Origin of the sequence: Rhizobium sophorae (assembly GCF_013087515.1) — a bacterium.
Classification (GTDB): domain Bacteria; phylum Pseudomonadota; class Alphaproteobacteria; order Rhizobiales; family Rhizobiaceae; genus Rhizobium; species Rhizobium sophorae.
The window spans coordinates 75337-90504 of sequence record NZ_JABFCN010000034.1; the positions used below are offsets into that span (position 1 = coordinate 75337).

The following is a 15168-nucleotide window of genomic DNA, read 5'->3' on the forward strand; positions in this document are numbered from 1 at the left end:
GGCCGCCTTGGAATTTGGTGCTGTTCAACAAGAGCTCAGTCGATCAACGTCATGTTGTAAGCCCGAAGGCTCCAGCCGCCTCGTTCATGTGCGGCCCTAAGTTAGCTTTACATTTGACAAACCTTTCTTAACGAAAGGTTTCCATGACAGAAGATTGATAGATGGTGAAAGCTTCTAGAGCCTTTCCGGGTTAGATTGCAGCATTCTGCCGGAGCAGGTTTTCGTCAGGGCAGAGGCGATTGGCGAAGGGCATACCCCTTGGTACGTCCGAGCCGATCGCCTCTGATCCTGGCGGAAAGATGCCCGGCCCTTCGGGTTGGCTGAAACGGGCCGGCTGATCGACCGGCCGACTCCGTTTGAGCCAACAGAATGCTGCAATCTAACCCGGAAAGGCTCTTCTTAAGAGTACTATCAATCCTTCAGCTCGCTTAGCCCGGCGAAGAGTCTTAGAGCCTCTGGATTGGCAAGCGCTTCCTGGTTCTTCACCGGCCGGCCGTGTACGACCTCGCGCACGGCAAGCTCGACGATCTTGCCGGATTTGGTGCGGGGAATATCGGCAACCGCGATGATCTTCGCCGGCACGTGCCGCGGCGAGGCGCCAGTGCGGATGCGGGTCTTGATCGCCTTGACGAGATCCTCGGTCAACGTCACATCCGGGGCAAGGCGGACGAAGAGGATGACGCGCACGTCGTCGTCCCAGTCCTGGCCGATACATAGCGCCTCGGCCACCTCCTCCATCTGCTCCACCTGATTGTAGATCTCGGCCGTGCCGATGCGCACTCCACCAGGATTGAGCGTCGCATCCGAGCGGCCGTGGATGACAAGGCCGCCGTGCTCCGTCCATTCGGCGAAATCGCCGTGGCACCAGACATTGTCGAACCGGTCGAAATAGGCGGCACGATATTTGGCGCCATCGGGGTCGTTCCAGAACATCACCGGCATCGAGGGGAAGGCCTTGGTGCAGACCAGTTCACCCTTCTCCCCGCGCACCGGCTTGCCGTCATCGTTCCAGACGTCGACCGCAAGGCCGAGGCCAGGTCCCTGGATCTCGCCGCGCCAGACCGGCTGCAGCGGATTGCCGAGCACGAAGCAGGAGACGATATCGGTGCCGCCTGAGATCGAGGCGAGCTGTACGTCTTCCTTGATGCCCTCATAGACGAAGGTGAATCCCTCCGGCGACAGCGGCGAGCCGGTGGAGGTCATCAGCCGCAGGCTGGAGAGATCGTGGCTGACGCGCGGCGTCAGCCCACCCTTGCGCACCGCGTCGATATATTTCGCCGAGGTGCCGAAGATGGCAAATTTTTCCGCCTCGGCATAGTCGAACAGCACGTTGCCATCGGGGGCGAAGGGCGAGCCGTCGAACAGGCAGAGCGTTGCGCCGCTGGCCAGCCCGCTGACCAGCCAGTTCCACATCATCCAGCCGCAGGTGGTGAAATAGAACAGCTTTTCGCCCGCCTGCAGGCCGCAATGCAGCCGCTGCTCCTTGAGGTGCTGCAGCAGCGTACCGCCGGCCGAATGCACGATGCATTTCGGCACGCCTGTCGTGCCTGACGAGAAGAGGATGTAGAGCGGGTGCGAAAAGCCAAGCCGGGTGAACTCGACCTCCCTTGCCTCAAAGGGCGCGACGAAGGCCTCAAGCGTTAAAGCCCCCGGCGTCTTGCGCGCCACGGCCTCCGCATCGCCGGCGTAATGAACGATGACCGTCGGGACACCCAGGCTTTTTGCGACCGTGGTGACCTTGGCGCCGACATCCTGCAGCTTGCCGGAATACCAATAGGCATCGCAGGCGATGAACAGCCTTGGCTCAATCTGGCCGAAGCGATCGAGCACGCCCTGCTCGCCGAAATCGGGCGAACAAGACGACCAGATGGCGCCGATCGAGGCGGCGGCGAGCATGGCGGCGACCGTCTCCGGCATGTTCGGCATCATCGCGGCGATGCGGTCGCCCTTGCCGATGCCGAGTGCTGCAAAGGCCTGCTGCAGCTTCGAGACTAGCACGCGGAGCCGGTCCCACGACCAGCGGTCCTCGGCCTTGTCCTCGCCGCGGAAGATGATTGCATCACCCTCACCGCGGCCCGACAGCAGGTTTTCGGCGAAGTTCAGCGTCGCATCGGGAAAGAAGCGGGCTTCCAGCATGCGGTCGCCATTGGCTAACACCTCTGCGCCACGCTCTCCCTTGACGCCGCAGAAATCCCAGACGGTCGACCAGAAATTCTCCCGCTCGGCCACCGACCATGCATGCAGATCCTCAAAGCCTGAAAGAGAAAGCCCGAAATCGGCATTGCAGCGCTCCATGAAGGCATGGATCGGGCTTTTTGCAACGGCATCCTGCGAGGGTACCCAAAGTGGTCTGTTATCCTGCATTCAATCCTCCTCCCCAATGCTGTCCTTATATCATGCTGCATTGCATTATAAAGCGCGGAACCGACGCGTTCCGACGCCTGGAGAATGATGCCGAAAAGTGTGAGCGATTTTCGGACGACATCATGCTCCAACTATTTAATTGAAAGTGCTACAGCGTCCTTTGCGCGTCTGAAAAGACGCGCGGCGCTGTAGGGATTTGCATATGCCTGATATTTCCTATATCCGGCGAAATCAGCGCATAACGGGATGACCGGCTGAATTTGCCGGCGGAGATCATGAGCACGTCAAGACATCGCAGGTGGCGCAGGAAGATCGGACCCGTTTCGCGCTGGCTTCCGGCCTTCGCCCGCCTGTCGACGGTATTCCTGCTGATCGCGCTGGCGCTTTTCGTGGCGCTCAGGGTTGCCGCCCCCTATCTCATCTCAACCGGTTTCGTGCGCTCCGGCATCGAGGACACGCTGTCCAAATGGACGGGCTACCATGCCGAGATCAAGGGTAGTCCGGTTCTCGAATTCTGGCCGACGCCACGCATCACGCTGAACCAGATCACCATCCGCCAACCGCGCGAAAGCGGCGATAAGCTGCTCGGCAGCATTGAAAGCCTGTCGGCCGATTTCAGCCTCATCGACGCGTTGAGAGGCCGGACGAGCTTCCACGAATTCCACCTGGTGCGCCCCAAGCTGGCGCTGACGCGCGACGAAAAAGGGCTGATCGACTGGAGTTATGCCGGCCTGCTCGCTCGCGCGATTAGCGGCGTACGTTACGAAAACGGAGCTGAGGTGCTCGATCCCGATCTCGATGCAGAGATCGGCGCGGTGACCGTCGAGGACGGCACGCTTGTGGTCACCGACATCAAGTCCGCCACGACCTATCATTTCGACAGCGTCACCGCCGATATCGCCTGGCCGAGACTATCCGGCGCGATCTCGGCGGTGGTCATCGCCCGTATCAACGGCGAGGACCTGAAAGTCGATTTCGCCTCGCGCCAGCCGCTGCTCGCCTTTGCCGGCAGGAATGCCGAGACACGGACGTCGCTCACATCAAACCTTTTGACCGCGCACTTCCAGGGCATTGCCAGCATCGCCAGCCTTTCGGCCTTTTCCGGCAATATCACCGCCAGCATTCCCGATGTGCCCGCACTTCTGACATGGTCGGGCAAATCGATCCCCGGCATCGCAACGTTGAAGAGCGCCTCGCTGGAATCCGATATCATGTCGTCGGGCAACGGGCTGCGTTTCAACAATCTCAGCCTCTCTCTGAACGAAGCGAGCGCCACCGGGGTGATGGACCTTTTCACCCAGCCCGGCAAACGACCGAAGATCGGCGGCACGCTTGCCTTCGACCAGATGAACCTCAAGCCCTTCCTCGACGCCTTCGCGCTCAGGCTGGCCGCCGGCGAGGCGGAGGAAATCTCCGCCGGCATAAGCGGACAGCTGCGGGTGCTCGATGTCGACGTCAGGCTTTCGGCACGGCGCGCGCAGATGGGTCTCTTCGAGCTTTCCGATGTCGGCGCCAGCATGATCGTTGCCGGCGGCGAGGCGAAATTCGATATCGGCGACAGCCAGTTCGAAGGCGGTGAAATGACCGCGCATCTGGAGGCGACGCAGCGCGACTTCGACGGCGGCGGCAAGCTGCAGCTGTCGATCCGCAATGCCGACTTCGCAGCCCTTGCCGAGCGCCTGCAGCTGAAGGGTCCGCTGCCGCTAGCGACAGGATCGCTCGATCTCGACCTGCAGTCGCCGAAGGCGATCTGGACGACGGGCCTTGCCGATGTCACCGGCAGGCTGCACTTCTGGACCAGGGAAGGCACGATTCCCGGCATCGATGCCGCAGCAATAAGGACGCAGGCAGCCGAAAAACCGTTCTTTCCGCTGAGCGCGGCAGCAGGCGGCGCCTTCGCCTTCAACCAGCTCAACCTTCAGGCCGATTTCGCCAACGGCTCCGCCGAAATGCACGACGCCCGCATCGACGGCGCCACCCAGACGCTGACGCTTTCCGGCGTCATCACCTATCAGTCGAATGGGCTGGCGCTTTCCGGATCGCTGGCGGCGACCGATCCGGCCAAGGCAGCGGAGCTGCCGCTTCTGCCGTTCTTCATCGGCGGCTCATGGCCGAACCCGGTGATCTCGCCGGTTCCGCTTTTCGGCAATACGCCTCAGGCGCAATAAAGCGCGCCGCACGGCATCAGGCGTCGGCTGCCGCACGCTCGTCCCGCTGGCGCTGGATTTCACGGCGCTTGGTGACGACTGAGGCGCAGATGACACCAACGGTCACGATCGCGATCAGGATCGTGCACACTGCATTGATTTCCGGCGTCACGCCGAGGCGCACCTGGCTGTAGATCCTCATCGGCAGCGTGGTGGCGCCCGGCCCCGATGTGAAACTGGCGATCACCAGATCGTCAAGCGACAGGGTGAAAGCAAGGATCCAGCCGGAGAGCACAGCCGGCGCGATGATCGGCAGGGTGATCTCGAAGAAAGTCCGCACTGGCGGCGCGCCGAGATCCTGCGCCGCTTCCTCGATCGATTGATCGAAGCTCAACAGGCGCGACTGCACCACGACGGCGACGAAGCACATGGTCAGCGTCGTATGCGCGAGCGTGATCGTCCAGAAGCCGCGGTCGAAGCCAATCGCGACGAAGAGCAGCAACAGCGACAGGCCTGTGATGACGTCAGGCATGACGAGCGGCGCGTAGATCATGCCCGAAAACAGCATGCGGCCGCGGAAGCGCGTGTAGCGCACCAGCGTCAGCGCAGCCATCGTGCCGAGGATGGTTGCGGCCGTTGCCGACAGCAGGCCGACACGGATCGTCACCCAGGCGGCGTCGAGCAGGCCCTGGTTCGAGAGCAGCGAGACATACCACTTGGTGGAGAAGCCGCCCCAGACGGTGACGAGCTTCGATTCGTTGAAGGAGAAGATCACCAGGAGCACGATCGGCAGGTAGAGAAAGGCAAAACCGAGCGTGACGGAGATGATGTTGAAACGGGTCCATTTCAGCATGACTTATTTCCCCCGCTCTTCGGCCTTGGCCTGGGCGTTCTGGAAGAAGACGATCGGGATCACCAGGATCATCAGCAGGATCGTTGCTACCGCCGAGGAAACCGGCCAATCGCGATTGGCATTGAATTCGTTCCAGAGCGTCTTGCCGATCATCAACGTCTGCGAACCGCCGAGCAGGTCGGGAATGACGAATTCACCGACGGCGGGAATGAAGACCAGCATGCAGCCGGCCACCACGCCGGGGATCGACAGCGGAAAGGTGACGCGCCAGAAGGCCTTGATCGGCGTGCAACCAAGATCCTGCGCCGCCTCGATCAGCGTACCGTCCATCTTTTCCAGAGTCGAATAGAGCGGCAACACCATGAAGGGCAGATAGGAATAGACGATGCCGATATAGACGGCGGTATTGGTGTTGAGGATGATCAGCGGGCTGTCGATGATGTGCAGCGATAGGAGAAGCTGGTTGAAAAGCCCTTCCGGCTTCAGGATCGCGATCCAGGAATAAACGCGGATCAGGAAGCTTGTCCAGAACGGCAGGATGACCAGCATCACCAGCGTCGGGCGAATGGTGCGCGGCGCCTGTGCCATGCCATAGGCAATCGGATAGGCGATCAGCAGTGTGAGGAAGGTGGAGATTCCGGCAATCACCACGCTCGAGACATAGGCATTGAAATAGAGCGAGTCCTCGGTGAGGTAGCTGTAGTTGTCGAAGGAGAGCTCTCCGATCTTGCTCCAGAGCCCGGCCCAACCGTCGGCAAGCGAGAAGACGGGCTCGTAAGGCGGCATGGCGATTGCCGTCGTCGAGAGCGAAATGCGGAAAACGATGAAGAAGGGCGCCAGGAAGAACAGCAGCAGCCAAGTATAGGGGATGGCAATGACGAGGCGATTGTAGAGGCCGGATGTGAGCTTGCCCATGATGTCAATCCTTCAGCAGAATGCCGGCGTTCTCATCGAAAGAGATCCAGACTTCCTGATCGTAAGTGAAGGGGTCGTCGACGGAGCGCTGCGCATTGAGGGACGAGGCCTTAACGACAGTGCCGCTCTGCAATTTCACATGGAAGACGGTCATGTCGCCAAGATAGGCGATGTCCCAGAGTTCGCCCCTGGCCGCGTTGACCGAAGCGTTGGCGGGGGGCGTGCGCCCGACCCGCATCTTTTCCGGCCGGATGGCGAAGCCGACGGCGCTGCCGGTCGAGGGTGTCTCGGCGGTGGCGACGCGCACGCTGAAGCCGCTGTCGATTGATATCTCGATGGTGCCGTTGCCCGATGAGGCGACCCTGCCGTCAAAGATGTTCACGTCGCCGATGAAATCCGCGACGAAGCGGGAATTCGGCGCCTCGTAGATCTCCGCCGGCGTCGCGACCTGCACGACCTTGCCGTGGCTCATGACGGCGATCCGATCGGCCATGGTCATCGCCTCTTCCTGGTCGTGGGTGACGACGACGAAGGTAAGGCCGAGGTTCTGCTGGAGGTCCATCAGCTCGAACTGGGTTTCCTCGCGCAGCTTCTTGTCGAGCGCGCCGAGCGGTTCGTCGAGCAGCAGCACCTTCGGGCGCTTGGCAAGCGAGCGGGCCAGCGCCACGCGCTGGCGCTGGCCGCCGGAAAGCTGGTTCGGCTTGCGGGAGGCGAACTGCTCCAGCTTGACTAGCTTCAGCATCTGCGAGACGCGCTCGGCCATCTCGTCCTTCGACATGCCGTCCTGCCTCAGGCCGAAAGCGATATTCTTCTCGACCGTCATGTGTGGGAAAAGCGCATAGGACTGGAACATCATGTTGACCGGCCGCCTGTAGGGCGGCGTGCCGGCCATGTCGGTGCCGTCGAGCACGATTTCGCCCGAGGTCGGCTGTTCGAAACCGGCGAGCATGCGCAGCAGCGTCGACTTGCCGCAACCCGAAGCGCCGAGCAGCGCGAAGAACTCGCGGTGATAGATGTTCAGCGACAGATCGTCGACGGCGGTAAAATCGCCAAAGCGCTTGGTGACATTCTTGAAAGCAATGAAGGGTTTTGCAGACGGATCGGTCCAAGGCGCAAAAGCGCGGCGGATATTGCCGAGAGACTTCATATTATTCCCCGAAATACAAGGTTCTGCCGGCCTCCACCCCCGGCCGGTAATTGAAAGGCCCGGACGTTTCCGTCCGGGCCTTAGGCTGAATTACTGGCCGGTGACGACCTTCGTCCAGAGGCGCGTCCCCAGACGCTGCGTTTTCGGATCCCACGGCTTAACCGTGAAGAGGTTCTTCATCACCTCTTCGGTCGGATAGATCGCCGGGTCTTCCAGAATCTCCTTGCTGACGAACTGCTGCGAAGCCTTGTTGCCGTTGGCATAGAAGGTGTGGTCGCTCGCCTTGGCGATGACCTCAGGCTTCATCATGTAGTTCAGGAACTCGTGCGCTTCCGCGACATGGGGCGCATCGGCGGGGATAGCCATCATGTCGAACCACATCTGGGCGCCCTGCGAGGGAATCGAATAATTGACCTCGACGCCGTTCTTGGCTTCGGCCGCACGATCGCGAGCCTGCAGCATGTCGCCCGAATAGCCGAAGGCGATGCAGATGTCGCCGTTGGCAAGCGCATTGATGTATTCGGACGAGTGGAACTTACGGATATTGGGGCGGACGGCCGTCAGCAGATCTTCGGCCTTCTTGAAATCCTCAGCCTTTGTGGAGTTCGGGTCGAGGCCTAGATAACGGAACGCGGTGGAGATGACGTCCTTCGGCGTGTCGAGAACGTAGATGCCGCAATCCTTGAACTTTTCGGCGACCTTCGGATCGAAGATCACTTCGAGGCCGGGCTTGACATCTGGACCGAGGATTTCAGCGACCTTCTTGACGTTGTAGCCGATGCCGTCCGTACCCCACATGTAATCGACCGCGTGTTCATTACCCGCGTCATATTCGGCGGTGCGCTGCTGGATCACATCCCACATGTTGGAAAGGTTCGGCAGTTTCGACTTGTCGAGCTTCTGGAAGACGCCGGCCTGGATCTGGCGCTGCAGGAAGTCGGCGGTGGGAACGACGACGTCATAACCCGTGCCGCCGGCAAGCAGCTTGGTTTCCACGGTCTCGTTGGAATCGAAGGTGTCATAGACAACCTTGATGCCGGTTTCCTTGGTGAAGTCGGTCAGGATGGAGTCGTCGATATAATCCGACCAATTGTAAACGTTGACCACGCGCTCCTGCGCATAGGCCGGCGCGGCAGCAAGGACTGCGGTAACGGCGGCGGCCGTCACGCATAGGATGGTTGACCTCATGACTTCTCCTGTTTGTTCAAAGATTCCGCACCCGGGGCATCTTTTCCCTCTGGTTTTCGACGCAGACTAAGAAGGAATTTCACAGCCCACAAGCGTAAAATCCTGCGCCCTCAATGATTTCACAATCACTGGAAATCGAAGGCGCTGAGGCCTGCCACCATCTCGTCGAGCCCGAGCGGTCTCGTCACCGGCGGCTCGGCGCGGGAAAGGCAGCCGCGCCGCTCGCAGAGGCGACAGGCCGGACCGACCGCGACCGGCTCGAGCGCCATCGCCTGCCCATAGACCACGCCGTCGCCAAGGGCGGCATCGCAGCCGATCAGGATCGCGGTGCGCCTGACCCTTTCGCCGAATTCGACGCTCGGTCCCTCCAGGGTGCGGGCAACCGTCAGAAAGGATGCGCCGTCAGGCATGACGACCGTTTCGGCGAGGATCTGGCCCGGCTGCAGGAAGGCGGCATGGATATTGAGCTTCGGACAGCCACCGCCGAAACGGGCCTGCGGAAAACCTTGGGCGCCTGCCCTGCGCAGCCGGTGGCCGGCGGCATCGATCTCCATCAGGAAGAAGGGAATGGCGGCCGCCCCGGGACGCTGCAGCATGGCAAGCCTCGCGGCCGCTTGGCCGAAGGAGACGCCGAAGCGCGCACGCAGAATATCAATATCGTAGCGCGTCGCCTTCGCCGCCGAAAGAAAGGCCTCGTAAGGCATTGCGAGCGCGAGCGCGGCGATACGGGCAAGCTCGAAGCGAGCGATGCGGCGTGCCTCGGCGGAGGAGAGCGAGAGATCGGCGAGTTCGGCATCGATTGCCGGCAGCAAAGCCAGAGTCGCGGCCTCGATTGATATCTCATGCGCACGGTCGGCCTGTGACAGGCGCTCCGAGATGAAAAGCCGCATCGAATGGCGATCGAAACGGCGGCGCAGATCCGGCATGACGTGGACGGGCAGGACACGTACCGCGATGCCGCGCTCGGAACGCAACCAGTCCTTCAGCCCGGCGGCAAGATCGAGGCCGCCGGGGAGCGTTGCAGCAAAGGCTTCCGCCGCCGTCTCGATCTGTCCGAAATAACCGGACCTGCGCTCCAGCGTCTCGCGCACTTCGTCCAGCGGCAAGCGGCCGGCGGCGACCGGCGCATGCCCTTCGGCGGCCATCAGCGCCGTCAGATCGGACAGCCTTGCCGCCTGCTCGCGATAGGCGCGGTAGAGCTTGATCATGCCGCTCGCGGCGTTGGGTGCGGCCTCGGCCACCTCTACCAACTCCTGATCACCCGGCAGCTCGCCCGAAAGCAGCGGATCGGCAAAAACCTCCTTGAGTTGGCCGAGACTGCCGCCGCTCTGTCCCCGCAACTCTTCCAGATCGACCCTGTAGACGCTTGCAAGCTTGAGAAGGAGCTGCACCGTCAACGGCCGCTGGTTTCGCTCTATCAGGTTCAGGTAGGACGGCGATATTTCAAGCGCTTCGGCCATGGCGGTCTGCGTCAGTGCCAGCGCATTGCGGATGCGCCTGACTTTCGGGCCTGCGAATATCTTTCGTTCCGCCATGTCACACCCTTTGACAGGAAGGAGCGCTCATATTTACAAAATTTTACAAATTCACAGCGCCGCTCTGTCAATACTCCTCATCTTAACCTCTTTCCAGGCAGGAAATCAAAGGTTTTTCTGGTCAAAGCGCGTCATATTGTCAATCTTGTCACGCAGCACCTTTGTCGTGCTTTTAGTGAGGAGAGCAGCATGACCGATTTTTACAAACTTGTCCCCAACACATCGGCTGGTCGTTTCGACGGCATCGAGAGACCCTACTCGGCCGATGACGTGCAGCGGCTGCGGGGCTCGGTGGCGCTGCGCCACACGCTGGCTGAAATGGGGGCGGACCGGTTGTGGCGGCTTCTGCATCAGGAGGATTTCGTCAATGCGCTCGGCGCACTTTCCGGCAACCAGGCGATGCAGATGGTGCGCGCCGGGCTGAAGGCGATCTATCTCTCCGGCTGGCAGGTGGCGGCCGATGCCAATACGGCATCGGCGATGTATCCCGACCAGTCCCTCTATCCGGCCAATGCCGGTCCGGAACTGGCCAAACGCATCAACCGCACGCTGCAGCGCGCCGATCAGATCGAGACTGCGGAAGCCCAGGGGCTTTCCGTCGAAACCTGGTTCGCACCGATCGTTGCCGATGCGGAAGCCGGTTTCGGCGGACCGCTCAACGCCTTCGAAATCATGAAGGCCTATATCGAGGCCGGCGCCGCTGGCGTTCACTTCGAGGACCAGCTCGCCTCGGAGAAGAAATGCGGCCATCTCGGCGGCAAAGTGCTGATCCCAACGGCCGCCCATATCCGCAATCTCGACGCCGCACGGCTTGCCGCCGACGTCATGGGCGTTGCGACGCTGGTCATCGCCCGCACCGATGCGGAAGCGGCAAAGCTCCTGACATCCGACGTCGACGAGCGCGACCAGCCCTTCGTCGACTACGATGCCGGCCGCACGGTCGAAGGTTTCTATCAAGTGCGAAACGGCATCGAGCCGTGCATCGCGCGCGCCGTCGCTTATGCGCCGCATTGCGATCTCATCTGGTGCGAGACCTCCAAGCCGGACCTCGAGCAGGCGCGGCGCTTTGCCGAAGGCGTGCACAAGGTCCATCCCGGCAAGCTGCTCGCCTATAATTGCTCGCCTTCCTTCAATTGGAAGAAGAACCTCGACGAGGCGACGATCGCGAAGTTCCAGCGCGAGCTCGGCGCGATGGGCTACAAGTTCCAGTTCATCACGCTCGCCGGCTTCCACCAGCTGAATTACGGCATGTACGAACTGGCGCGCGGCTACAAGCAGCGGCAGATGTCGGCCTATTCCGAGCTGCAGCAGGCGGAATTCGCCGCCGAGGTCAATGGCTATACCGCCACCAAACATCAGCGCGAGGTCGGCACCGGCTATTTCGACGCCGTGTCGCTCGCCATCACCGGCGGCCGGTCTTCGACCACGGCGATGCACGATTCAACTGAACATGCGCAGTTCAAGCCGGCTGCGGAATAACCCGAAAAGGAGGAGAAGATCATGGCATCCATTACACGCGTCCGGGAACGGGCCGAAGAGCAGACGACCAGCATGAGCGAGGATCAGCAGACGACGATCCGCATGCTCGCCAACGACCTGCATCGGTTGAACCAATCGGTCATGAAAGCCGTCGAGGCCGGCGTCTCGGTCGAACTGGTGCGCTCGGCCCGTCATCACGGCGGCGACGGCAATTGGGGCGACCTGCTGATCCCGATCGTCGTTACCAACCGGCATTGACCAAAGCCGACCGGCGCTGGGGCCCATGACGCTGGCCCGCTTCGTCAATCGCCGCGCGACCTATCGGACGCGCGGCGCTTTACTGTCTCCAGTTGATGCAGCCGTGGTCCCAAAACCGCTGCACAGGTTTAGGCGACTTGCTTCAGCCGCGGCTCGGTCGTTTTCCGGCGAAGAGATCGGCATAACTTTTGATCAGCTTGGTCATTCGGTCGGCGACCGTGCGGATCTCCGGGCGGTGGCGGTCCTCGGCATTCATGACGATCCATTGCCGGTGGCGCAATTCCGGCAACTCGCCGCCCTGCCGCTGTAATTCGGGATGGAGATCGCCGACGAAACAGGGAAGCACCGTCTTGCCGGCACCGGCGCGCACCAGATCCGGCAGCGAACGCGGCCGATTGACGGTGGCAACGATCGCCGTCCCGGCATGGGCGTGCGGCCAGCGCAGATAGGCCGATATCGCCTCTTCCTCAGCGACGGCAATCCAGCGCTCGTCGGTCTCGGCGGCGTTGCGCCTGATATAGACGGCATAGGCCACCTCCCCGAGCAGACGTGCGGCAAGATTGGCCTCCTCAGGCTCGAAGGCGCGAATACCGATGTCGCTCTCGCGATAGGCAAGGCTCGCCCGCGCCTCGCCGATGGTGAGCGAAATGGCGAAGGCATCGCCCGGCATGCGGATTGCTGCGAAATTCTCGGTCAGCAGCCAGGCAAGCCAGGTGCCGGCGGCGACCCTGACGGTCGTGGCGCCCTCGCCGGATTGCCGCCACGCCGCCACCTTGCGGGCGGCGGCCTCCATTTCCTGCAGGTGATCGAGCAGCGCCTGGCCATCCTGGGTCAGACGGTATCCGGTCTGGCTGCGCGAAAACAATGCGCGGCCAATCTCTTGCTCGAGATCGAGCATGCGCCGGCCGACGGTCGCAGGACTGAGCCCGCTTGCGGTGCTCGCCCCCGTCAGCCCGCCGAGCCGGGCGACCTGCAGGAAAAGCTGATAGGAATCCCAACTTTCGTTTTTCATCAATGAAAAACATAGCGGGATTTTTCCCGTTTATAAAGAGAAATTCGACGCCTAGATCAGGTGATGTCTTACACAGGAAAGGACATTGTCATGATCGACATGATCACCATCGCAGGCACTATCGGCTATCGGCATTATCCCCAGCGAAGCGGTTGCAAGGCGGAAGAGGACAGATTCTATGCCGAGTTCGGGAACGATAGCCTCATTGGCTTTACCGCCTGGCTGACGTCGCTCGACCTCAACCTCAGAAAGCGCCGCAAGGCCGCGGCGCAATCCCGCAGCGGCTGCGGCTGCGCGGTTCAGGCGACTCTTCTTGCTCCGAGATGAGCCGGAGCCGATTCTGCAACGATGCGGAACCGCTCGATCAGCGCCATCAGCGTATCGGCCTCGCCGGCAAGCAGGCGGCTTGCCTGCGTCGTCTCGGCAACCATCGCCGCGTTCTTCTGGGTCATCTGGTCCATGGCGTTGACCGAACCGTTGACTTCCTGCAGCGCGGCCGACTGATCTCGGCTGGCGGTGGCGATGGTCTCGACATGGCCGCTGATCGCGATGATCTCCTGGCTGATCGAGGCAAGGACGCTGCCGGTCTTTTGGACCAGTTCGGACCCTGCCGTCACTTCGCGGCTTGATGTCTCGATCAGCGACTTGATCTCGCGCGCCGCATCGGCCGAGCGCTGGGCGAGTTCGCGGACTTCCTGGGCGACGACGGCAAAACCCTTGCCCGCCTCGCCGGCGCGCGCCGCCTCGATGCCGGCATTCAGCGCCAGTAGATTGGTCTGGAAGGCGATGTCGTCGATTACCTCGATGATCTGTTCGATACGCTGCGAAGCCTGCTCGATGCGATCCATGGCGGCGACGGCATCGCCGACGACGGCGCCCGAATTGTCGGCCGTCTTCTTGGTCGCAGCCACGACATTGTTGGCTTCACGGGCACGCTCGGCGGAAGAACGAACCGTCACGGTAATCTCTTCCACCGCCGCTGCGGTCTCCTCGAGGTTGGCCGCCTGCGCCTCGGTGCGTTTCGAAAGCTCGCCGGCAGAGGTGGAGACGGCGCCGCTGTTGCGCTGGATCGTCGCGGCGCTATCACGGATACCGGATAGCGTATCCTGGAGCCGCAAAAGAGAAGCGTTGAAATCGACGCGCAGCTGCTCCAGCCGGCCGACGAAGGGTGTGCCGATCGTCTGCGAGACATCGCCCTGCGACAAGCGCCCGAGGCCGGCGGCAAGCTGGTTGACGGCAAAGTCGATCTGGTCGTCAAGCGAGCGCTTGTCGGCATCGTTCCTGGCCCGTTCGGCATCGCTCAAGGCGCGCTGTTCGGCGGCCTGGGTTTCCAGGTCGCGCCTTGCGCGGGCACTGTCGCGGAAAAGCGCCAGCGCCCGGCCGATATCGCCGAACTCGTTCTTCTTGTCGACACACGGGATCGCCCCTTCGAGATCGCCCGCGGAAATCGCGTGAACGCTCGCGGTCAGCGCCTGCAAGGGCTTCACCGACAGGCGGATCGCATAGAAGGCGACAACACCGACGATCAGCATGACGATGGCGCCAACGCCGAGGACAAGCATCTGCAGCTCATACAGGCGCTGGTAATAGACCTCCATCGGAATGCCGATGAAGAGAATGCCGACATTGGCGCTCGACGCGTTTTTGATGGGGAAGTAACCAGTGATGAACTGGCGGCCGAAAAGCACCGCCGGGCCGTAATAGGCCTCGCCCTTGGCGAGAACCGGCTGGGCGGGGTGTTCGGCGACGAGCTTGGTACCGACGGCGCGGTCGCCGTTTTCCTTCTTGACGTTTGTGGATATGCGGACGTAGTCGCTGCCCTGCTTTTGGAAGATGGTCGCAACACCGGCGATCGACTGCGCCGTGCGGTCGACCAGCGAATGATCGGCAAGGGCCGGAATGGCGTCTTCGGTAACAGCGGAGAGCTGGTTGTCCTTCAGCTCGATCTTTGCCGCCTGATCGGCCGCGCCGTAGAGGACGGCCATGGCGCGGGTGGCTTCCCTCGCATCGGCGACAGCCCCATCCATGACATGGTGGCTCAGATTGTAATAGGTCACGCCGACAATGGCGGCCGTGCTGATCGCCAGCAGAAACAGCGTGATCGCAACGATCTGGCGTACGATCGACGTAGAGAAAAGGCGCAGCATCGAGACCCCCGGTAGATAGACCAAGGTCAAATTAGACTAAAAGCGTTAAGGAAGATTCTCCGTAAATCATGACCGCCGGAGATATCCATCGCCTCATTCCCGGGCGTTTTACGATTATCCCGG

General features: G+C 61.6%; 12 protein-coding genes. 4 read left to right on the forward strand and 8 right to left on the reverse strand.

Annotated features, from left to right (window positions below; translation table 11 throughout):
* Positions 1-411 precede the first annotated feature (411 nt).
* A complete protein-coding gene (locus G9X64_RS20445) occupies positions 412-2364 on the reverse strand; it encodes an acetoacetate--CoA ligase (protein WP_171377336.1) in 1953 nt (650 codons plus the stop codon).
* A gap of 275 nt (positions 2365-2639) precedes the next feature.
* Between G9X64_RS20445 and G9X64_RS20450 the strand changes: the two genes are divergently transcribed.
* Positions 2640-4532 carry an AsmA family protein gene (locus tag G9X64_RS20450; RefSeq protein ID WP_171377337.1) on the forward strand — a complete coding sequence of 631 codons (1893 nt, stop codon included), beginning with the start codon at positions 2640-2642 and terminating at the stop codon, positions 4530-4532.
* A 16-nt stretch (positions 4533-4548) separates the two neighbouring features.
* On the opposite strand, the gene G9X64_RS20455 is transcribed toward G9X64_RS20450, so the two are convergent.
* The 5 genes from G9X64_RS20455 to G9X64_RS20475 all read right to left on the reverse strand — a co-directional run bounded on the left by G9X64_RS20455 (position 4549) and on the right by G9X64_RS20475 (position 10149).
* On the reverse strand, positions 4549-5364 hold the full coding sequence (locus tag G9X64_RS20455) for an ABC transporter permease (RefSeq protein ID WP_171377338.1): 816 nt from the start codon (positions 5362-5364) through the stop codon (positions 4549-4551).
* 3 nt (positions 5365-5367) lie between these two features.
* Positions 5368-6279: an ABC transporter permease subunit gene (locus G9X64_RS20460; protein WP_171377339.1), complete on the reverse strand. Its 912-nt coding sequence runs from the start codon at positions 6277-6279 to the stop codon at positions 5368-5370.
* 4 nt (positions 6280-6283) lie between these two features.
* Positions 6284-7426, reverse strand: coding sequence for an ABC transporter ATP-binding protein (locus G9X64_RS20465; protein ID WP_168310464.1), 1143 nt, complete (start codon positions 7424-7426; stop codon positions 6284-6286).
* 90 nt (positions 7427-7516) lie between these two features.
* Entirely contained in the window at positions 7517-8614 is a 1098-nt protein-coding gene (locus G9X64_RS20470) for a polyamine ABC transporter substrate-binding protein (RefSeq protein ID WP_168310465.1), read from the reverse strand.
* 125 nt (positions 8615-8739) lie between these two features.
* The gene (locus G9X64_RS20475; protein ID WP_168310466.1) at positions 8740-10149 is read right to left on the reverse strand and encodes a helix-turn-helix domain-containing protein; all 1410 of its coding nucleotides are present in this window, start codon (positions 10147-10149) and stop codon (positions 8740-8742) included.
* Positions 10150-10338: 189 nt separating this feature from the next.
* Between G9X64_RS20475 and aceA the strand changes: the two genes are divergently transcribed.
* Positions 10339-11628: an isocitrate lyase gene (aceA, locus tag G9X64_RS20480; RefSeq protein ID WP_168310467.1), complete on the forward strand. Its 1290-nt coding sequence runs from the start codon at positions 10339-10341 to the stop codon at positions 11626-11628.
* Between the two features lie 21 nt (positions 11629-11649).
* Positions 11650-11886, forward strand: coding sequence for an SMc00767 family acetate metabolism repressor (locus tag G9X64_RS20485; protein ID WP_168310468.1), 237 nt, complete (start codon positions 11650-11652; stop codon positions 11884-11886).
* A 142-nt stretch (positions 11887-12028) separates the two neighbouring features.
* Here G9X64_RS20485 and G9X64_RS20490 read toward each other — a convergent pair whose 3' ends face one another.
* Complete coding sequence (locus G9X64_RS20490) at positions 12029-12898, reverse strand: LysR family transcriptional regulator (RefSeq protein ID WP_168310469.1); 870 nt, start codon at positions 12896-12898, stop codon at positions 12029-12031.
* Positions 12899-12988: 90 nt separating this feature from the next.
* Between G9X64_RS20490 and G9X64_RS20495 the strand changes: the two genes are divergently transcribed.
* Positions 12989-13225 (forward strand): hypothetical protein, encoded by a 237-nt coding sequence (locus G9X64_RS20495; protein WP_168310470.1) that lies wholly within the window; start codon positions 12989-12991, stop codon positions 13223-13225.
* Here the strand turns inward: G9X64_RS20495 and G9X64_RS20500 are convergent.
* Positions 13198-15045 (reverse strand): methyl-accepting chemotaxis protein, encoded by a 1848-nt coding sequence (locus tag G9X64_RS20500; protein WP_168310471.1) that lies wholly within the window; start codon positions 15043-15045, stop codon positions 13198-13200. The two genes, G9X64_RS20495 and G9X64_RS20500, sit on opposite strands and share 28 nt — an antisense overlap.
* Positions 15046-15168 lie beyond the last annotated feature (123 nt).